The organism is Rhodococcus sp. LB1 (assembly GCF_001583455.1).
GTDB lineage: Bacteria > Actinomycetota > Actinomycetes > Mycobacteriales > Mycobacteriaceae > Rhodococcus_F > Rhodococcus_F opacus.
On sequence record NZ_LTCZ01000335.1, the window covers coordinates 26,458 to 42,998 of the forward strand.

The 16,541-nt window shown below is 67.8% G+C and carries 19 protein-coding genes; 5 read left to right on the top strand and 14 right to left on the bottom strand.

Going from position 1 to position 16,541, the window contains the following annotated elements:
• Window positions 1-33: 33 nt before the first annotated feature.
• The 6 genes from AZG88_RS34485 to AZG88_RS34510 are packed head-to-tail and all read right to left on the bottom strand — an operon-like array spanning window position 34 to window position 4,386.
• The gene (locus AZG88_RS34485) at window positions 34-687 is read right to left on the bottom strand and encodes an urease accessory protein UreD (RefSeq protein WP_061700350.1); all 654 of its coding nucleotides are present in this window, start codon (window positions 685-687) and stop codon (window positions 34-36) included.
• A gap of 2 nt (window positions 688-689) precedes the next feature.
• Window positions 690-1,376, bottom strand: a complete 687-nt coding sequence (gene ureG / locus AZG88_RS34490) for an urease accessory protein UreG (protein WP_005238748.1) — start codon at window positions 1,374-1,376, stop codon at window positions 690-692.
• A 34-nt stretch (window positions 1,377-1,410) separates the two neighbouring features.
• Window positions 1,411-2,043: an urease accessory protein UreF gene (locus AZG88_RS34495; protein ID WP_005238747.1), complete on the bottom strand. Its 633-nt coding sequence runs from the start codon at window positions 2,041-2,043 to the stop codon at window positions 1,411-1,413.
• Complete coding sequence (locus tag AZG88_RS34500) at window positions 2,043-3,764, bottom strand: urease subunit alpha (protein WP_061700351.1); 1,722 nt, start codon at window positions 3,762-3,764, stop codon at window positions 2,043-2,045. Before AZG88_RS34500 ends, AZG88_RS34495 begins: the two co-directional genes overlap by 1 nt.
• A complete protein-coding gene (locus AZG88_RS34505; protein WP_005238745.1) occupies window positions 3,761-4,075 on the bottom strand; it encodes an urease subunit beta in 315 nt (104 codons plus the stop codon). The genes AZG88_RS34500 and AZG88_RS34505 overlap by 4 nt, the downstream gene beginning before the upstream one ends.
• An 8-nt stretch (window positions 4,076-4,083) precedes the next feature.
• On the bottom strand, window positions 4,084-4,386 hold the full coding sequence (locus tag AZG88_RS34510; protein ID WP_005238744.1) for an urease subunit gamma: 303 nt from the start codon (window positions 4,384-4,386) through the stop codon (window positions 4,084-4,086).
• 138 nt (window positions 4,387-4,524) lie between these two features.
• Here AZG88_RS34510 and AZG88_RS34515 point away from each other — a divergent pair, with 138 nt between their 5' ends.
• Window positions 4,525-5,910 carry a C4-dicarboxylate transporter DctA gene (locus tag AZG88_RS34515; RefSeq protein ID WP_005238743.1) on the top strand — a complete coding sequence of 462 codons (1,386 nt, stop codon included), beginning with the start codon at window positions 4,525-4,527 and terminating at the stop codon, window positions 5,908-5,910.
• Here the strand turns inward: AZG88_RS34515 and AZG88_RS34520 are convergent.
• Window positions 5,904-6,746: a YdcF family protein gene (locus tag AZG88_RS34520; RefSeq protein WP_061700352.1), complete on the bottom strand. Its 843-nt coding sequence runs from the start codon at window positions 6,744-6,746 to the stop codon at window positions 5,904-5,906. The genes AZG88_RS34515 and AZG88_RS34520 overlap by 7 nt on opposite strands.
• A 227-nt stretch (window positions 6,747-6,973) precedes the next feature.
• On the opposite strand from AZG88_RS34520, the gene AZG88_RS34525 reads away from it, so the two are divergent.
• Window positions 6,974-7,942, top strand: coding sequence for a helix-turn-helix transcriptional regulator (locus tag AZG88_RS34525; protein ID WP_025432118.1), 969 nt, complete (start codon window positions 6,974-6,976; stop codon window positions 7,940-7,942).
• A 105-nt stretch (window positions 7,943-8,047) separates the two neighbouring features.
• The gene (locus tag AZG88_RS34530; protein ID WP_005238740.1) at window positions 8,048-8,482 is read left to right on the top strand and encodes a hypothetical protein; all 435 of its coding nucleotides are present in this window, start codon (window positions 8,048-8,050) and stop codon (window positions 8,480-8,482) included.
• Window positions 8,483-8,571: 89 nt separating this feature from the next.
• Here AZG88_RS34530 and AZG88_RS34535 read toward each other — a convergent pair whose 3' ends face one another.
• The 5 genes from AZG88_RS34535 to AZG88_RS34555 all read right to left on the bottom strand — a co-directional run bounded on the left by AZG88_RS34535 (window position 8,572) and on the right by AZG88_RS34555 (window position 12,562).
• Complete coding sequence (locus tag AZG88_RS34535; RefSeq protein ID WP_005255446.1) at window positions 8,572-8,775, bottom strand: cold-shock protein; 204 nt, start codon at window positions 8,773-8,775, stop codon at window positions 8,572-8,574.
• Between the two features lie 213 nt (window positions 8,776-8,988).
• A complete protein-coding gene (locus tag AZG88_RS34540; RefSeq protein WP_061700353.1) occupies window positions 8,989-9,174 on the bottom strand; it encodes a hypothetical protein in 186 nt (61 codons plus the stop codon).
• A gap of 221 nt (window positions 9,175-9,395) precedes the next feature.
• On the bottom strand, window positions 9,396-10,286 hold the full coding sequence (rsmA, locus tag AZG88_RS34545; RefSeq protein ID WP_061700354.1) for a 16S rRNA (adenine(1518)-N(6)/adenine(1519)-N(6))-dimethyltransferase RsmA: 891 nt from the start codon (window positions 10,284-10,286) through the stop codon (window positions 9,396-9,398).
• 10 nt (window positions 10,287-10,296) lie between these two features.
• The gene (locus AZG88_RS34550; protein ID WP_061700355.1) at window positions 10,297-11,424 is read right to left on the bottom strand and encodes a resuscitation-promoting factor; all 1,128 of its coding nucleotides are present in this window, start codon (window positions 11,422-11,424) and stop codon (window positions 10,297-10,299) included.
• A gap of 22 nt (window positions 11,425-11,446) precedes the next feature.
• Window positions 11,447-12,562, bottom strand: coding sequence for a resuscitation-promoting factor (locus AZG88_RS34555; protein WP_005238735.1), 1,116 nt, complete (start codon window positions 12,560-12,562; stop codon window positions 11,447-11,449).
• A gap of 241 nt (window positions 12,563-12,803) precedes the next feature.
• Here AZG88_RS34555 and AZG88_RS34560 point away from each other — a divergent pair, with 241 nt between their 5' ends.
• Both AZG88_RS34560 and AZG88_RS34565 read left to right on the top strand, forming a co-directional pair.
• Window positions 12,804-14,273 carry an amino acid ABC transporter substrate-binding protein/permease gene (locus AZG88_RS34560; protein WP_442971763.1) on the top strand — a complete coding sequence of 490 codons (1,470 nt, stop codon included), beginning with the start codon at window positions 12,804-12,806 and terminating at the stop codon, window positions 14,271-14,273.
• Entirely contained in the window at window positions 14,270-15,040 is a 771-nt protein-coding gene (locus AZG88_RS34565) for an amino acid ABC transporter ATP-binding protein (RefSeq protein WP_025432117.1), read from the top strand. Before AZG88_RS34560 ends, AZG88_RS34565 begins: the two co-directional genes overlap by 4 nt.
• Window positions 15,041-15,089: 49 nt before the next feature.
• Here AZG88_RS34565 and AZG88_RS34570 read toward each other — a convergent pair whose 3' ends face one another.
• Together AZG88_RS34570 and AZG88_RS34575 are read right to left on the bottom strand one after the other, a co-directional pair.
• Window positions 15,090-15,530 carry a DoxX family protein gene (locus AZG88_RS34570; RefSeq protein ID WP_061700357.1) on the bottom strand — a complete coding sequence of 147 codons (441 nt, stop codon included), beginning with the start codon at window positions 15,528-15,530 and terminating at the stop codon, window positions 15,090-15,092.
• Between the two features lie 138 nt (window positions 15,531-15,668).
• Window positions 15,669-16,511 carry a TatD family hydrolase gene (locus AZG88_RS34575; RefSeq protein ID WP_005238731.1) on the bottom strand — a complete coding sequence of 281 codons (843 nt, stop codon included), beginning with the start codon at window positions 16,509-16,511 and terminating at the stop codon, window positions 15,669-15,671.
• Window positions 16,512-16,541: the final 30 nt, after the last annotated feature.

A 16,541-nucleotide genomic window follows, 5' to 3' on the forward strand; every position in this document is an offset into this window, starting at 1 on the left:
TGCGCACCATCACGCACTTTGCCACTCACCGCGTCACAGGTGCGGGCCGAGCCGGGTGGTGAGGCTGCCGCCCCGGGCGAGGGGCAGACGGGTCCGCGCCGACCGGATGTCGCCGGTGACGTCCGCGGGCCGGTCGTCCGGGTACCGCAGCTCACTCGTGACGGCCGCCGGGCCGTCCAGGACGTCGTGTGAGACGGTGCCGACGCCGAGTTCCAGCTGGTGCCGGAGCAGCGGCAGGGCGCCGAGATCGGCGTTGGTGACCCCGACCCAGCGTCCCGTCGCCTCTCCCGCCCGGCCGATCTGCACCCGCTCACGCAGGAGCAACGTGGACGACTCGGCGAGGGACACCGTTGTCTCGACGCGATGCTCCGCGCCGCCCGCGATCACCGTGGGTTCGAGCGCGCAGTCGAGTTCGGCGTCGTCCTCGACCTCCACCGACCACTGCGCCGTGGACAGCACACGACCCCGGCCGGGCAGGGCCAGGGACGCCGCGACGCTGCGCAGCGTCAGCCGGGCACCCGACAGCACCCGGACGGTGACGTCCCAGTGGTCGCCGCCGAGCGGGGTCGCCGCGGTGCCGATCACGTGGACCGTGTCGCGGCCGGTGATCCGCGCCGCCAGTCCCCCCACCGCGGAGATCCGCGGACTGCGGTCGGGGGACGCGACGATCGTCAGTTCGGTGCGCACTACTAGTGCACGTCGGCGAGGGTGCGCACCTGCTCGCGCACCCACTCCAGCGCCGGGCCGGACGACGGGTCCTCCGTCAACGAGATCAGCGCCGTGGGCCTTCCCTCGCGGACCTGCTCGGCGTCGCGCCGCATCACCCCGAGATCGGCTCCGACCATGGGGGCGAGGTCCGTCTTGTTGATCACGAGGAGATCCGAGAACGTCACGCCGGGACCACCCTTGCGGGGAACCTTGTCACCGCCCGCGACGTCGACGACGAAGATCTGCACGTCGATCAGGCCCGAGGAGAACGTCGCGGTGAGGTTGTCGCCGCCCGACTCCACCAGGATCAGATCGAGCGGCGGGTTGGCCGCGATCAGGTCGTCGATGGCGTCGAGGTTGGCGGTGATGTCGTCGCGGATGGCCGTGTGGGGGCACCCACCGGTCTGCACCGCGGCGATGCGCTCGTCCGGCAGCACGGCGTGGCGGCGCAGGAAGTCCGCGTCCTCGGTGGTGTAGATGTCGTTGGTGAGCACGGCCAGCGACAACTCCTCGCGCAGTTGCCTGCACAACGCGGCGACGAGCGCCGTCTTGCCCGATCCGACGGGCCCGCCGATCCCGATCCGGACCGGCTCCCCCGCCACCCGGACCCGCCGGGGACGGTCGTGCTGATGGTCGTGGGGTTCACCATCGATGAAATGCGGTGGCATGGTTGATCTCTCCTTACTGGGGTACAGCTGAGTGTCACGACACGAACAGGGGGCGGTCCCGCAGAACGTGCCGCTCGGCGACGACATCCATGAAGGGGTCGGACACGCTGGACAGTCCGGTCACGCACTGGCCGGCGATGTCGTCGCACAGGTCGGACAGCGCGAACGTGCACGCGGCGACCTGCGCGGGGTCGAGAGCGAGCAGACGCTGCGCGGCGATCGCGGACCCGGTCATGGTGGTGTAGACGACGACCAGCGCCGCCTCCCGGGGTCCGACCGCGGTGACCGTTCCGACCACCCCCGAGACCACGGGCAGGTGCGGACGCGTGCCGAGCGGCGACCAGTCGTGCTCGGGCCACGTGGTGCGGGCCAGGCGCAGCAGACCTCTCCCCTGCGCCCGCGACGACGACCGCGCCGCCGGGGACGGGGTTCGCGCATCCATCTCGGCGTCGGCGTGTTCGGCGGTGAGCCTGCCGGCGCACACCGCCGCGGTGATCGATCCCCCGACGAGCCCGACGGTCCGGATCCGGCGCCGCAGGAACGCCTCCATCGTGGCGACGTCGCGGACGACACCGCTCGCGACGGCCTCCTCGATGCCGCCCGAATGCACGTGACCGCCCGTGGGCAGCCTCGAATCGGCGAGGGACATCAGGTGAGCGAGGCGCATCAGAACAGGAAGTATCGCTGGGCCATCGGCAGTTCCGCCGCCGGCTGCTCTTCCCACACGTCGCCGTCGATGCGGACCGTGAACGTGTCCGGGTCCACCTCGATCCGCGGCTGCGCGTCGTTGCGGGGCATGTCGGCCTTGCCCCGCGACCGCACGTTCGCGACCGGGACGAGTCGACGGCTCAGGTCGAGCCGATCCGCCAGTCCGTCCTCGAGGGCATGCGGAGCGACGAAATGCACGGACGTGGCGGCCGCAGCCTTGGGCGCCGCCCCGAACATCGGACGCGGAAGCACCGGTTGCGGAGTCGGTATGGACGCGTTGGCATCTCCCATCGCAGCCCACGCGATCATCCCGCCCTTGATCACCGCGTGTGGCCGGACACCGAAGAACGCCGGATCCCACAGCACCAGGTCGGCGAGCTTGCCGACCTCGACCGATCCGATCTCGGCCTCCAACCCGTGCGCGACGGCGGGGCAGATCGTGTACTTCGCCACGTACCGCTGGACGCGCTGGTTGTCGGCGCCGTTGTCGCCGGACAGCAAACCCCTCCGCCGTTTCATCACGTGCGCCGTCTGCCACGTGCGCAACACGACCTCGCCGATGCGTCCCATCGCCTGCGAGTCACTGCCGATCATGGAGATGGCGCCGAGGTCGTGCAGCAGATCCTCCGCCGCGATGGTGGACGGCCGGATGCGGCTCTCCGCGAACGCCAGATCCTCCGGGATCTTCGGGCTCAGGTGGTGACACACCATGAGCATGTCGAGATGCTCGTCGAGGGTGTTGACCGTGTGCGGCCGGGTCGGGTTGGTCGAACTCGGCAGGACGTTCCCGTGCGCGGCCACCGTGATGATGTCCGGCGCGTGGCCGCCCCCCGCCCCCTCCGTGTGATAGGCGTGGATAGCGCGTCCGGCGATGGCCGCGAGAGTGTCCTCGACGAAACCAGCCTCGTTCAACGTGTCCGAGTGGAGGGCCACCTGCACTCCCGCAGCGTCCGCGACGGTGAGACACGCGTCGATGGCCGCCGGAGTCGAACCCCAGTCCTCGTGCAGCTTGAACCCGGAGACGCCGCCGCGCAGCTGCTCCCACATCGACTCGGAGCTGACCGTGTTGCCCTTGCCGAGCAGCGCGATGTTCATCGGCCAGCCGTCGAGTGCCTCCAGCATCCGGGCGGTGTGCCACGAACCGGGGGTGACGGTGGTGGCCTTGCTGCCCTCGGCGGGGCCGGTGCCGCCGCCGATCATCGTCGTGATGCCGCCGCCCAGCGCCTCGTCCATGATCTGCGGGCAGATGAAGTGCACGTGACAGTCGATACCGCCTGCCGTGAGGATCTTGCCGTTCCCGGCGATGATCTCGGTGGACGGACCCACCACCAGATCGGGGTGGACCCCCGACATCGTGTCGGGATTGCCTGCCTTGCCGAGCGCGACGATGCGTCCGTCCCGAATACCGACGTCCGCCTTGATGATTCCCCAGTGGTCGACGACCACCACGCCGGTGATCACCGTGTCGGGCGCGCCCTCGGCGCGGGTCGCGCGACCCTGGCCCATGGACTCGCGCAACACTTTTCCGCCACCGAACACCGCTTCGTCGCCGGCCAGTCCCGGCCCGCCGCTGCGGTCCTCGGTGATCTCGATCAGAAGGTCGGTGTCGGCGAGCCGGATGCGGTCGCCGGTCGTGGGACCGAACAACTCGGCGTAGCGTGCGCGGCTGAGTTCGGTCATGACGCGTCCAGCTTTCCGGGAGGAGTGAGGCTCAGCCCGTGCACTTCACGGGTCCCGCGCAGGGGTACGAGTGAAATCGTCTGCGCGATACCCGGTTCGAAGCGCACCGCGGTGCCGGCGGGAATGTCGAGCCGCAGCCCGTGGGCGGCGGAACGGTCGAATTGCAGTGCGTGGTTGGCCTGCGGAAAATGAACGTGGCTCCCGACCTGGACCGGACGGTCCCCGGTGTTGACCACCGCGAGTTCGGTGCGGGGAGAACCCTCGTTGAGCTCGATCACGCCCTCGGCGCACAAGACTTCACCTGGAATCACGGTCACCCCTACGCAATCGGATCGTGGACGGTGACGAGCTTGGTGCCGTCCGGGAACGTGGCCTCCACCTGCACGTCGTGCAGCATCTCCGGGACGCCTTCCATCACGTCGGACCGGGTGAGCACCTCACGACCGGACACCATCAGCTCCGCCACCGACCGGCCGTCGCGGGCCCCCTCGAGGATGTGATCCGTGATGAGGGCCACCGCCTCGGGGTGGTTCAACACGAGGCCGCGTTGCCGGCGCCTGCGCGCGAGTTCCGCGGCGTAGCTCAGGAGCAGACGCTCCTGCTCGTGGGGCGACAAGCGCATGTGTCCTCCTGCGGTCGGTGCGTCGCAATACTGCCACGAACTGCAGTGTGGCACCGCCCACGCCCGGAACGGCCGCCGTTCTCACCGCGGAAACATTCGTGACACGAACCCGTCACAGCGCCTTCCTAGCGTTCCCCCATGGCCATCTCCACTGCCGCCCATCCCCCACCCGGCGGCGACGCGTCGACGACCCGGACGCGCTCGCCCTGGTACACCAACCTGTTCGTCCAGCTCCTCGTCGGAATCGTCGGCGGCATCACCCTCGGCTGGCTGTGGCCGACGGTGGGGTCGGAGCTCAAACCGATCGGCGACACGTTCGTCAAGCTGATCAAGATGCTCATCGCGCCGTTGATCTTCACGGTGGTCGTGACGGGAATCGCCAAGGTCGGCGACGTCAAGGCCGTCGGACGGATCGGCGTGAAGGCACTGATCTACTTCACCGCCGTCACCGGGTTCGCGCTGCTCTTCGGGCTGGTGATGGGCAACATCGTCAAGCCCGGCGCCGGATTCGACATCGACCCGGCCACCCTCGCCGACGGCACCGAGCAGATCGCGGAGAAAACCGGCGGCGGTGAACTCCCCGGCGCCGTCGAGTTCCTCATGGACATCGTCCCGACCAGCGTGGTGGGCGCCTTCGCCGACAATATACTGCTGCAGGTCCTCTTCTTCGCCGTGCTCTTCGGTATCGCGCTGGCCAAGTACGGCGAGCACGGTCCCCCGCTGGTCCTCGAATTCGTCGACCACCTCAGCCACATCATCTTCATCATCATCGGCTGGATCATGCGGCTCGCCCCGATCGGCGCGTTCGGCGCGATGGCGTTCATCATCGGCCAGTACGGAATCTCCACCCTCGGGAGCTTCGCCGCGCTCATCGCGTGCTGCTACCTCGCCGGAGCACTGTTCGTCCTCGTCCTCGCACTCATTGCGAAGTTCGCCGTGGGACTGAACATCTTCACGTTCATCCGCTACACCAAGGAGGAGTTCGGTCTCGCGCTGGGAACCGCCTCGTCCGAGGCAGTTCTTCCCCGCATCATGACCAAGCTCGTCGGCGCCGGGAACTCGCAGGCCGCCACCGGCCTCGTGGTTCCGACCGGATACTCGTTCAACCTCGACGGGGCCGCGATCTATCTGTCCATCTCGACCCTGTTCCTCGCCCAGGCCACCGGCCACGACCTGTCCGTCGCCGACCAGCTCGGCGCGCTGTTCATCCTGCTCCTCACGTCGAAAGGCATGGCGGGCGTACCCGGGTCGTCGTTCCTCGCGCTGTCGGCGACCGCGACCGCGCTCGGGATCTTCCCCGTCGCGGCGGTCGCGGTGCTGCTCGGTGCCGACCGGATCATGGACTCGATGCGTGTGTTCGTGAACCTCCTCGGCAACTGTGTCGCCACGTTCGTCGTCTCGAACTGGGAAGGCCAGCTGGACAAGCAGAAGATGCAGGACGCCGTCCACGGAAGGCTCGGCCCCGGCGGCGCGGATCCCGTCGAGCAGCCGCCGGTCGTGGCCGAGTACGAGTCGCGTCAGTAGCCGGCGGGGATGCCGAACACCCTGATCGCATCGCGGTACATGCCGAGCTGCTGGTCCTTGGTCAGGGGCATCACTTCGGCGATCAGCTGACCGGCGCTGGTGATCGCGCTCATCGCCCCGACCACCGGCAGTCCGGCGACGTTGAAATCGACCGTTGCCCTGCGGATGTGGTTGGCCGACGTCACGATGATCGCGCCGCCCGCACCGAGCGAGCGGGCCAGCGGAACCGAGTTGAGCGCGTTGCCCACCGTCGATCCGGCACGATGCTCGGGGTGGATGCGTTGCGCCGGGACACCGTGCGACTGCAACCACCCCTGCATCGCGGCCGCCTCGGTGATGCCGTTCTGAGGGTTGCCGCCGGTGACGATGATCGGCGACATCGGCGAGGCCCACGACTGGACGAGCGCGGCCTGAAGACGGTTGATCAATTCCGGTCGCATCGCGCCGTCGGGGAGCAGTCCGAAACCGAGGACGACGATCGCGGTGGACGGACCCTGGATGGCCGGAAGTGGGTTCGGTGGCGTGAACGACGCAATTCTGATCGCGTTCAGCATCCCGTCGACGCCGGCGCGCATCCCACCGTCCATCGCGCCGAGCCGCGCGAGCGCGGTCTCCCGGGTGATCAGGTCGCCTGCGGCGTCGGCGTAGATGGCCTGCAACGCCAGCGCATTGGTGTCGCCGGGTTCTCCGGCGACGGCGCCACCGATGTCCGCGAGGGCGCCACGGGTGTCACCTGCGGCGAATCTGCCCTGCGCGCTGTTGAAGAGGTCGGCGGCCGAGGCGGACGCCGTCGCGGTGGTCGAGACCGCCAGAGCCAGGCAGAAGGCGGCGGTCATGACGGTGGCAAGCAGCGCCCTGACTGCTGAAGAAATGGGCCGAACACGAAACTGCGTCACGCTGAGACCTTTCCGTCGGATTTTCACGAAGTACACATGCGATGGTCCGTGGAGCGTCGGCGCCAGTGTAGTGACACTCGTGGGGCTGGTGGGAAAATCGTTACTTACCGTTACCCGCCGTCGATAGAGGACAGAAGATGTCCTCTATCGATGGCATCCTGAGATGCATGCGGGAAACTTCGGCACGACTCCTCAGGCTGCTGTCCCTGCTCCAGACCCGAAAGGACTGGTCCGGGGCAGAACTCGCCGACCGGCTCGGCATCACCCCACGCACGGTCCGGCGAGACGTCGAGAAACTCCGCGACCTCGGGTACCCCGTCGACGCGACGGTCGGGGTGGGCGGTGGCTACCAGCTCGGCGCGGGCGCGGAAATGCCGCCCCTGCTGCTCGACGACGAAGAAGTCCTGGCCGTCGCGCTCGGCCTGCAATCCGGCGCGACCGGCTCCGTGGTCGGCATCGGGGAGGCGTCGATGCGAGCGCTCACCAAGCTCCGGCAGGTGATGCCGTCCCGACTGCGACACCGCCTCGAGGCGCTGCAGGTCGACGTGGTCCACCGCGAGCCCGCGAAGAGCGCCGTCGACGCGCAGGTCCTGTCTGCCGTCGCCTCGGTGTGCCACAACCACGAACGACTCCGATTCGACTACAGCACCCACGACGGCACCGAGAGCCGCCGTGAAGTGGAGCCGTACCGGCTCGTCCGCGCCGGGCTGCGCTGGTACCTCGTCGCCTGGGACCTCACCCGCGCGGACTGGCGGTCGTTCCGGGTGGACCGCCTGACACCGAAGATCCCGACGGGACCGCGGTTCGTGCCCCGCGACCTGCCGCCCGGCGGCGCTGCCGAATTCGTTGCACGCGGAATCAACCGGGCCGTCACCCGGATCCGCGCACGGGTGCTGCTGCACGCGTCGATCGACGAGATCGCGACCCTGGTGCACGAAGACTGGGGAACTCTCGAAGAAATGCCCGACGGACGATGCGCGGTGGCGCTCGGCGGCGACTCCGTCCCGTCGATAGCCAACTGGCTCAGCGCATTCGGCGTCGACTTCACCGTCCTCGACCCTCCTGAGCTGCGCGAAGAGTGCCGACGGGTGGGTGAGCGTCACCGCCTCTTCGCCGACCGCTACGGTAACGCCTGACCGAGACGCCGTTCAGCCGTCACCGCGGACCGAAAATCCGTGGGAACCGAACGGTCCTGCGCGGCGTCCAACCAGGTGACGACAGAAAGGTCGGGGTAGTCGGGGATGCAGCACACGATTGTCGAGGAGGGGCGCGCGCGGGCGCCTGCGGGGACGGGAGCAGTCGGGAAGGTGCTCGTCGGGGGCCATCTGGCGCTCGGGGGCGCGACGGTGGTGATCATGGCGTTCTCGTTGGCGTTCGTGTGCACCCTCGACAACGGAACCCAGCCGTGGACGTGGCCGAGCAGGTATTCGACGGCCTGGTTCGTCGCCACGACCATCCTCGCCACCACGCTGTGGGCGCTCTTCGTCACGGGTGTGGTGATCTTCTCGTCGAGGCCTCGGCGGGCGCTCGGCACGGCCACATTCTTCGTCGCTGCTGCACTCGGAGCCGCTGCGGTGATCGGGCTGTTCGGTCCGTCGGAGAATTCCGCGCTGCAACTCTGGCTGGTCTGCGCCATGAATCTCGGGTATCAGGCCGCTCACCTGCGGTCGGCGTAGCCGGTCGGAAACGAGTCAAGGCCCCACTCTGACGAGTGGGGCCTTGCTCGAACGTCATGTCCCGGCGAACCGGGAAGTCATGGCCGTTCTCAGATCAGGGTGACGCCGGTGGCCTGCGGGCCCTTGTTGCCCTGGCCGATCTCGAACGAAACGCGCTGATTCTCCTCGAGCGTGCGGAAGCCGCCGCTCTGGATCTCCGAGTAATGGACGAACACGTCAGCGCTGCCATCCTCGGGGGCGATGAAGCCGAACCCCTTCTCGGAGTTGAACCACTTCACGATGCCCTCTGCCATGTAAATCTCCTCTAACACAGTAACTTCTTCAAGCAACCGGCTCGGTTACCTGGGTCATTGAACACGACCGTCTATGACAATTCCTGTGGAGGACGTCCAAACGCTCGCAACCATCGATTTGCGAGCGTGGGAAACACAAACACAAAACTTACGACCTCCAATAGTGAACCACACATCCGGTCGGTTGTCTCCCCCGGGCCGAAGTCGCGCAGGTCAGGGGATGAAATTGGCGTACACACCGGGCGCAACGGGTGCCACGATCCCGTCCGGCGCCCACGGCGCACCCTGACCGGGAAGGATGGTTACGCTCCCCGTCACCGACACCACGACGGTCCCGCTGCCGGTGGGCACGATGCGCTCGTCGTAGAAGCCGGCGAACTGCGGAAAGTCCGTGCTCACCCGGTACGACCCGAGGCCCCGGTATTCACATTGACCCAGCCGACCAGGAGTTCACCGTGCACGCCGGTCAGCCCCGCGTAGGCATTCGAGCGAACGAGCGCCGACCCCGGTCGTCCCGGAACCGGCCACGCCTGACCCTGCACCGTCGAGAACGGCGGGATGCCGATGACCGTGGGATTCCCCCTGTGAGTGCTTATTAACGTCCCGCGGTTGACAAGTACTCACGGCTGGGTGGCGGCGAGACGCACGAAGGCCGCGGCGTCGAGGGTCTCGCCGCGGGAGGACGGTGCGATGCCGGCCTCGCGCAGTCGTCGCTCCGCCTCCGCAGGTGAACCGGCCCAACCGCCGAGCGCGGCCCGTAAAGTCTTGCGGCGCTGAGCGAAAGCCGCATCGATGACGGCGAACACGCGGCGGCGGTGTTCGTCGTCGACGGGCCACGGCGGTTCGGCGTACCGGTCGATGCGCACCAGACCCGACTCGACCTTCGGAACGGGCCAGAACACCGCGCGCCCGACGGCGCCCGCACGTCGGACGGCGCCGAAGAAATTGGCCTTCACACTCGGCACACCGTAGATCTTGCTGCCCGGCGACGCCGCCAGCCGGTCTGCGACCTCGGCCTGCACCATCACCAGAGCGGTTCGGAGACTGGGCAATTCGGAGAACAAATGCAGCAGCACGGGCACCGCCACGTTGTACGGCAGATTCGCGACGAGAGCCGTGGGCTCACCGGGGATCTCGGACGGCTTGACCCGCATCGCGTCCGCGCCGACCACCGTCAGCCGGTCCGCGAGTTCCGGTGCCCGGTCGGCCACCGTGACCGGCAGTCGTGCCGCGAGGTTGGGGTCGATCTCGACGGCGACCACCTTGTCGACGACGTCGAGCAGCGCCAACGTCAGCGAACCGAGCCCGGGACCGACCTCGAGCACCGTGTCCTCACGTCCCACGCCCGCGGACGCGACGATGCGGCGCACCGTGTTGGCGTCGTGCACGAAGTTCTGCCCCAGCTGCTTGGTGGGGCGCACGCCGAACTCCTCGGCTAACGCGCGCACCTCGGCGGGGCCGAGCAGTGCGGCCTGACCTCGAGCGACGGGGGGTACTTCGGCTTCGGACACCAGGCGAACTTTAACGCACGCCGAGCCTGCCCGAGCACGACGGCCACGCTCCCCAGCCCTGCGTCTTCTGCGTCTTCGACGCGACGGCGATCTGCTCCTCACGGGTGGCGAGGTCGGCGCGCGGCGCGTACTTGAGTCCGCCCTGACGCTCCCACGTGTTCTGGTCGAACTGGACGCCGCCGAAGAATCCGTTGCCGGTGTTGATGGCCCAGTTGCCGGTGGCCTCGCACTGCGCGAGTGCGTCCCACACCGAACCGTTCTCGACGGGCGGCACCTCGGTGCCCGGCTTCGCGCCGACACGGATCACCTTCGGCTGAGCCGGCGTCGTGACCGTCGCGGACACCTGGTTGCGTCCGACTTCCTTGCCGTTGACGGTGTTGACCGCGAACGTGACGTCCTGGACGCCGGGCAGTCCCGGATTCTCGACCACGGTGCGGCTCTTGTTCATCGTCGGGTCCTCGATGCGCTGCTCCTCCGGAGCCAGCGGCAACGTCTCGACCTTCGTCTCGGTGCGGTCGCGCGTGACGGTCACGTCCATGCCCTCGGTCAACGGAGTGTCCGCAGCCGGGACGACGGTGTCGGCCTGCTCGAGCGGTGCGCCGTGCGCGGCGAGGAACTCCCCGACCGTCGGCGCGGCAATGCGCACGTCGGTGACCGGCAGCGCGCCGTCGGCGAGCTCGACGACGAGCGGATTGAGCACGTCGAGGGCCGCACCGTCGAGCGGAAGTCGCTGCGAACGGGACGCGGACACGTGCACGTCCTCGCCGAGTTCGAACTGCTTCAGCGCGTCCTCGACGGTGAGCGCGGTGGTCCACACCGTCTTGGGCTGACCGTCCACCGTCAGCGACACCTCACGCGCGCGGCGCAGCACCACGGTGTCCCCGTCGGACAGGGTCGCGTCGCGCTCCGGTGCCACGACGTCGCGGTCGGTGATCGAGTACCCGGCGTCGGACAGGGCGGCGTCGACGCTCGTGGTCATGGTGCTGAGCGAGATCTTCTCGCCGTCCACGTCGAGTGTGACGTTCTTGTGCCGGACCACGGCCATCACTCCGCCTGCGATCAGTGTGGCGAGAAGCAGGGCCACCACGGTGTAGAGCAGCGGCGAGCGAGCCGAGTTGATCTTCGTGAAGGGCGACATCGTGTTCCTTTACTTCAGACCGTCAGCGGAGTCCGAGCTTGCTGGTGCAGGCGGGCCATGCGCCCCAGCCCTGTGCCGCCTGGACCTTCTCGGCGACGGAGATCTGCTGTTCGCGGGATGCGAGGTCGGCGCGGGCGGCGTACTGGCTTCCGCCGAACGCCTCCCAGGTGCTCTGGGTGAACTGCAGTCCGCCGAAGAACCCGTTGCCGGTGTTGATGGCCCAGTTGCCGGTGGCCTCGCAGTGCGCGATCGAATCCCAGGTGGAGGCGTTGGAGATGGCGAGTTCCTTCACGCCGACCTTGACCAGTGCCGGCGCGGGCTCGCGGAGCACCTGCGAGCTGAGTTCCTGGCGTCCGGCCTCGACCCCGTTGACCGTCTTCACGGATGCGGTGACGGTGCGCTCGCCGGGGACTCCGGGGTTCTCGACGACGGTCTTGCCCTTGTCCAGCGCGGGATCCTCGACGCGGTTCTCGGGCGGTGCGATGGGCAGCGTCTCGGTGCGCGTCTCGGTGCGGTCGCGGGTGACGTGGATCTCGGCGCCTTCGACGACGGGGGCGTCGGCGGGCGGAACGACGGTGTCGGCCTGCTCGAGCGGCGCGCCGTTGGCCGCGAGGAGCGCACCGACGGTGGGGGCTGCCAGTCGGACGTCCGTGAGCGGTGCGCCACCGTCGGCGACCTTGACGAGCTTGGCGTTGACGACCTCGAGCGCGGTGCCCTCGAGCGGCAGGCGCTCGGAGCGGGACGCCGAGACGTGGACGTCGTCGGCGAGTTCGAACTGCTTCAGCGCGTCGTCGACGGTGAGAGCGGTGGTCCACACGGTCTTCGGCTGCCCGTCGACCGTCAGGTCGATCTCGCGGGCACGCCGCAACACCACGGTGTCGCCGTCGGAGAGCGACGCGTCGGCAGCGGGGGCGACCGCGTCACGCTCGCTGACGGCGTACCCGGCGTCGTCGAGCGCGCCACCGACGTCGGAGGCCATCGTGCCGAGCGAGATGGTCTCGCCGTCGACGTCGAGCGTGACGGTCTTGTGCCGCGCCACTGCCAGCGCACCGCCCACGACGAGCGTCGCGAGCAGTGCCGCGACGACTACGTAGAGAAGGGGCGATTTGGCGTTGTTGATTCTGGCTAAAGGCGACACATGAAATCCCAAGGCTGGCGAAGGTTTGATCACGGTACGGTAACGAATCGGCGATGGTCTGGCAACTTTGCCGCTACGACCTGCGTGTGAGATCACGAAAAGGTTGAGATCGGGGACAGTTTTGGCTTCACCGCGAAGGATCGCTTCTGGTCCGGACCACGTGCAAAACGCAGTATCTTGCGACATGCACCAAGAAGCCCGGAAGCGACCGGGCACTACTGACTGAGAAAGCTGGGGTTCCGTGCGCAGCAGATCCGATCGACTTCTGAGACTCGTCAGACGTCCGAGAGTGCCCGCGGTGATCGCCGCGCTGACGCTGCTCGTCACACTCGTCGCGCCCGGCCTCGCCGGCGCACAAGAGCCCGCACCGGGCAACAACTACACCATCGCCACCGACATCACGTTCGCCCCGTTCGAGTTCCAGGACGAGAGCGGCAAGCTCGTCGGAATCGACATGGACCTCCTCGCCGCCATCGCCGAGGACCAGGGGTTCACCTACCAGGTCAACCCCGTCGGATTCGACGCCGCACTCCAGGCGGTCACGGGCGGTCAGGCCAACGGCATGATCGCCGGCATGTCGATCACCGACGCCCGCAAGGCGACGTTCGACTTCTCCGATCCGTACTTCGAGTCGGGCGTGCAGATGGGCGTGCTCGAGAGCAACGACTCGATCACCTCGTACGAGGACCTGCGCGGCAAGTCCGTCGCGGTCAAGAACGGCACCGAGGGCGCCACGTACGCGGAGTCCATCAAGGACCAGTACGGCTTCACCACCAAGTACTTCGCCGACTCGTCGAGCATGTTCGACGAGGTCCGCACGGGTAACTCGGCGGCCGTGTTCGAGGACTACCCCGTCCTCGCCTACGGCATCAAGCAGGGCAACGGGTTCAAGACGGTCACCGACAAGGTCCCCGGCGCCAGCTACGGGTTCGCCGTCGCGAAGGGCCAGAACGCGCAGCTCCTGCAAGAGTTCAACACCGGGCTCGCCAACCTGAAGGCCAGCGGCCAGTACGACGAGATCCTCGACACCTACCTCAACTCCGACGCATCCGACGACGACAACTCGATCCTGGGCCTGACCAAGAGCACCTACCCGCTGCTGCTCGAGGGCCTGTGGCTCACGATCGTCCTGACCGTGGTCTCGATCGCCATCGCGCTCGTCCTCGGCGCGATCTTCGGCCTGTTCCGGGTGTCGACCAACATCGTCCTGCGCGGCATCGGCACCACCTATGTCGACGTGTTCCGCGGCACCCCGCTGCTGGTGCAGGCCTTCTTCATCTACTTCGGCATCCCGGCGGCACTGGACTTCCAGATGTCGGCGTTCACGGCGGGCATCATCACGCTGAGCCTCAACGCCGGCGCGTACATGGCCGAGATCGTGCGCGGCGGCATCCTGTCCGTCGACAAGGGCCAGATGGAAGCGTCCCGGAGCCTCGGCATCAGCTACCTGAAGTCGATGCAGAAGGTCGTGATGCCGCAGGCCGTGCGGACGATGATCCCCTCGTACATCAACCAGTTCGTGATCACGCTGAAGGACACGTCGATCCTGTCCGTGATCGGGCTCGCCGAGCTCACTCAGACCGGGCGGATCATCATCGCCCGCAACTTCCAGTCCTTCAACATGTGGCTGATCATCGGCGTGATGTATTTCATCATCATCATGGCGTTGACGAAGCTGTCGAACCGGCTCGAGAAGAGGATCAACAAGTGACCGAGACACCGGTGACAGAGAACAAGGCCGAGACCGCCGACCCGAAGATCCGGGTGAAGGGTCTGAAGAAGTCGTTCGGCGACAACGAGGTCCTCAAGGGCATCGACGTCGACATCGCGAGCGGTGAGGTGGTCTGCGTGATCGGACCGTCGGGCTCCGGCAAGAGCACGTTCCTGCGCTGCCTCAACCGGCTCGAGGACATCACCGGCGGCAAGGTCGTGGTCGACGGGTTCGACGTGAGCGACAAGAAGATCGACATCGACCGGGTGCGTCAGCACATCGGTATGGTCTTCCAGCACTTCAACCTGTTCCCGCACATGACGGCGATCGAGAACGTGATGCTCGCGCCCGTGCAGACCAAGCGCGCCTCCAAGGACGAGGCGCGGGCGACGGCGGTCCGGCTGCTCGAGCAGGTCGGGTTGGCGGAGAAGGCGGACGCGAAGCCGGCGAACCTGTCCGGTGGGCAGAAGCAGCGCGTCGCGATCGCGCGGGCCCTGGCGATGAACCCGGACATCATGCTGTTCGACGAGGCCACCAGCGCGCTGGACCCCGAGATGGTGGGCGAGGTGCTGCAGGTTCTGCGCGACCTCGCGAAGGGCGGCATGACGATGGTCGTGGTCACACACGAGATGGGCTTCGCCCGCGAGGTCTCCGACCGGGTGATCTTCATGGCGGACGGTTACGTGGTGGAGGAGGGAACTCCGGAGCAGATCTTCGGCGACCCGCAGCAGTCCCGTACCCAGGACTTCCTGAACAAGGTCCTCTGACATGTGAGTGGCGAAGCGTGCCGGGGGACGCTTCGCCACTCACATGCGGTCAGACGGTGGCGCGTTCCTTCGCCGCCCACGGCACCTTGTCGCCGAGCAGTCCGTCGACACCGAACCGGCCCGATCCGACGACGGCGAGCAGCAGCGAGCCGACGCCGAGCGCCAGCACCAGCTCGTAGCCGCCCTCGCTCGCGAAGATTCCCTTGTCGACGTGCACGAGGAAGAAGGCGCCGACCATGTCGAGGAAGAGCAGGATGCCGAAGATCGGGACGGCCGCTCCGATGATGAGTGCGATTCCGCCGATCAGCTCGATCCACGTCGCGAGGAAGGCCGAGATCCCGGGAACCGGAACTCCCATGGCCTCGAAGCCGGCGGTCGTGGCGTCGAGTCCGTTGGTGAAGGCCTTCTGCCAGCCGTGGGCGAGGAAGATGATGCCGATGCCCACGCGGGCGACGAGGATTCCCAGGCTTCGAACTGCGGGGTTGTTCATGGATGTGCCTTTCATCGAGGTGTCCCCGCGCGACCGGGACGACCAGTGGTTGAACAGGCAACGATCCTAAAGTGGTTAAGTTGAAACTTCAACTTAGGGCCTTCGGCCCTGTGCGCGCTCGACGAGTCCAGGGACTCGCTAACCACTCACGGGCCGGAGGCCGTACACGCGCTCGGCGGTCGCGGTGGACGCCTTCGCCAGGTCGTCCGGATCCTCGCCACGGATCTCGGCGAGCGCCCGGACCGTGTACGGCAGGCAGTACGGCTCGTTCGGGGCGCCCCGGAACGGGTGCGGGGTGAGGAACGGCGCATCCGTCTCGACGATCAGCTGATCCGACGGCACCAGTGGGGCCGCTTCCCGCAATGCCTTCGCGTTCTTGAAACTGACGGTGCCGGAGAAGCTGAGGACGTAACCGGCGTCGACGCACTCGCGCGCCATCTCGGCGCCCGAGGAGAAGCAGTGGAAGATCACCGTCTCCGGCGCACCCTCCTCGCGCAGCACCTGCAGCAGCGCCTGGTCGGCCTCCCGATTGTGGATCATCAGCGTCTTGCCGAGCCGCTTCGCGAGGTCGATGTGCCAGCGGAAGCCCTCCGTCTGCTCGGGGACCGTGGCGCAGCCGTCGAGTTTCCCGGGCCAGTAGAAGTCGAGTCCCGTCTCCCCCACCGCGACCACCCGGGGATCGCCGGCGAGTCGCTCGATCTCCGCCCTGGTCACGTCGTCGAGCACGTTCGCCCTCGTCGGGTGGATGGCCACGGCCGCATAGACACGGGGATCCCAGTGGGCCGCGTCGACGGCGAACTGCGCGGCCGCCAGGTCGTCGGCCACCGTGACCACCCGCTCCACCCCCACCGCGGCGGCCCGGTCGACGATCGCCGTGACGCTCGCGGCGTCCGAGGCGCCACACGCATCGAGGTGGGTGTGCGAATCGACGAGCGGGAACAGCGGCGCAGGGGCTTCCGGGGCGGGACGGTCTTTGCTCATGCGGACATTGTCGACGCCGCCGCCGCACGT

Excerpts from the sequence above, each read along its gene's own strand:
- AZG88_RS34495 (WP_005238747.1), bottom strand. The coding sequence starts at position 2,043 with ATGCGCCTCGCTCACCTGATGTCCCTCGCCGATTCGAGGCTGCCCACG.
- AZG88_RS34535 (WP_005255446.1), bottom strand. The coding sequence starts at position 8,775 with ATGGCAGAGGGCATCGTGAAGTGGTTCAACTCCGAGAAGGGGTTCGGC.
- AZG88_RS34510 (WP_005238744.1), bottom strand. The coding sequence starts at position 4,386 with ATGCGCTTGTCGCCCCACGAGCAGGAGCGTCTGCTCCTGAGCTACGCC.
- AZG88_RS34530 (WP_005238740.1), top strand. The coding sequence starts at position 8,048 with ATGCAGCACACGATTGTCGAGGAGGGGCGCGCGCGGGCGCCTGCGGGG.
- AZG88_RS34500 (WP_061700351.1), bottom strand. The coding sequence starts at position 3,764 with ATGACCGAACTCAGCCGCGCACGCTACGCCGAGTTGTTCGGTCCCACG.
- AZG88_RS34550 (WP_061700355.1), bottom strand. The coding sequence starts at position 11,424 with ATGTCGCCCTTCACGAAGATCAACTCGGCTCGCTCGCCGCTGCTCTAC.
- AZG88_RS34515 (WP_005238743.1), top strand. The coding sequence starts at position 4,525 with ATGGCCATCTCCACTGCCGCCCATCCCCCACCCGGCGGCGACGCGTCG.
- AZG88_RS34520 (WP_061700352.1), bottom strand. The coding sequence starts at position 6,746 with ATGACCGCCGCCTTCTGCCTGGCTCTGGCGGTCTCGACCACCGCGACG.
- AZG88_RS34575 (WP_005238731.1), bottom strand. The coding sequence starts at position 16,511 with ATGAGCAAAGACCGTCCCGCCCCGGAAGCCCCTGCGCCGCTGTTCCCG.
- AZG88_RS34570 (WP_061700357.1), bottom strand. The coding sequence starts at position 15,530 with ATGAACAACCCCGCAGTTCGAAGCCTGGGAATCCTCGTCGCCCGCGTG.
- AZG88_RS34525 (WP_025432118.1), top strand. The coding sequence starts at position 6,974 with ATGCGGGAAACTTCGGCACGACTCCTCAGGCTGCTGTCCCTGCTCCAG.
- ureG (WP_005238748.1), bottom strand. The coding sequence starts at position 1,376 with ATGCCACCGCATTTCATCGATGGTGAACCCCACGACCATCAGCACGAC.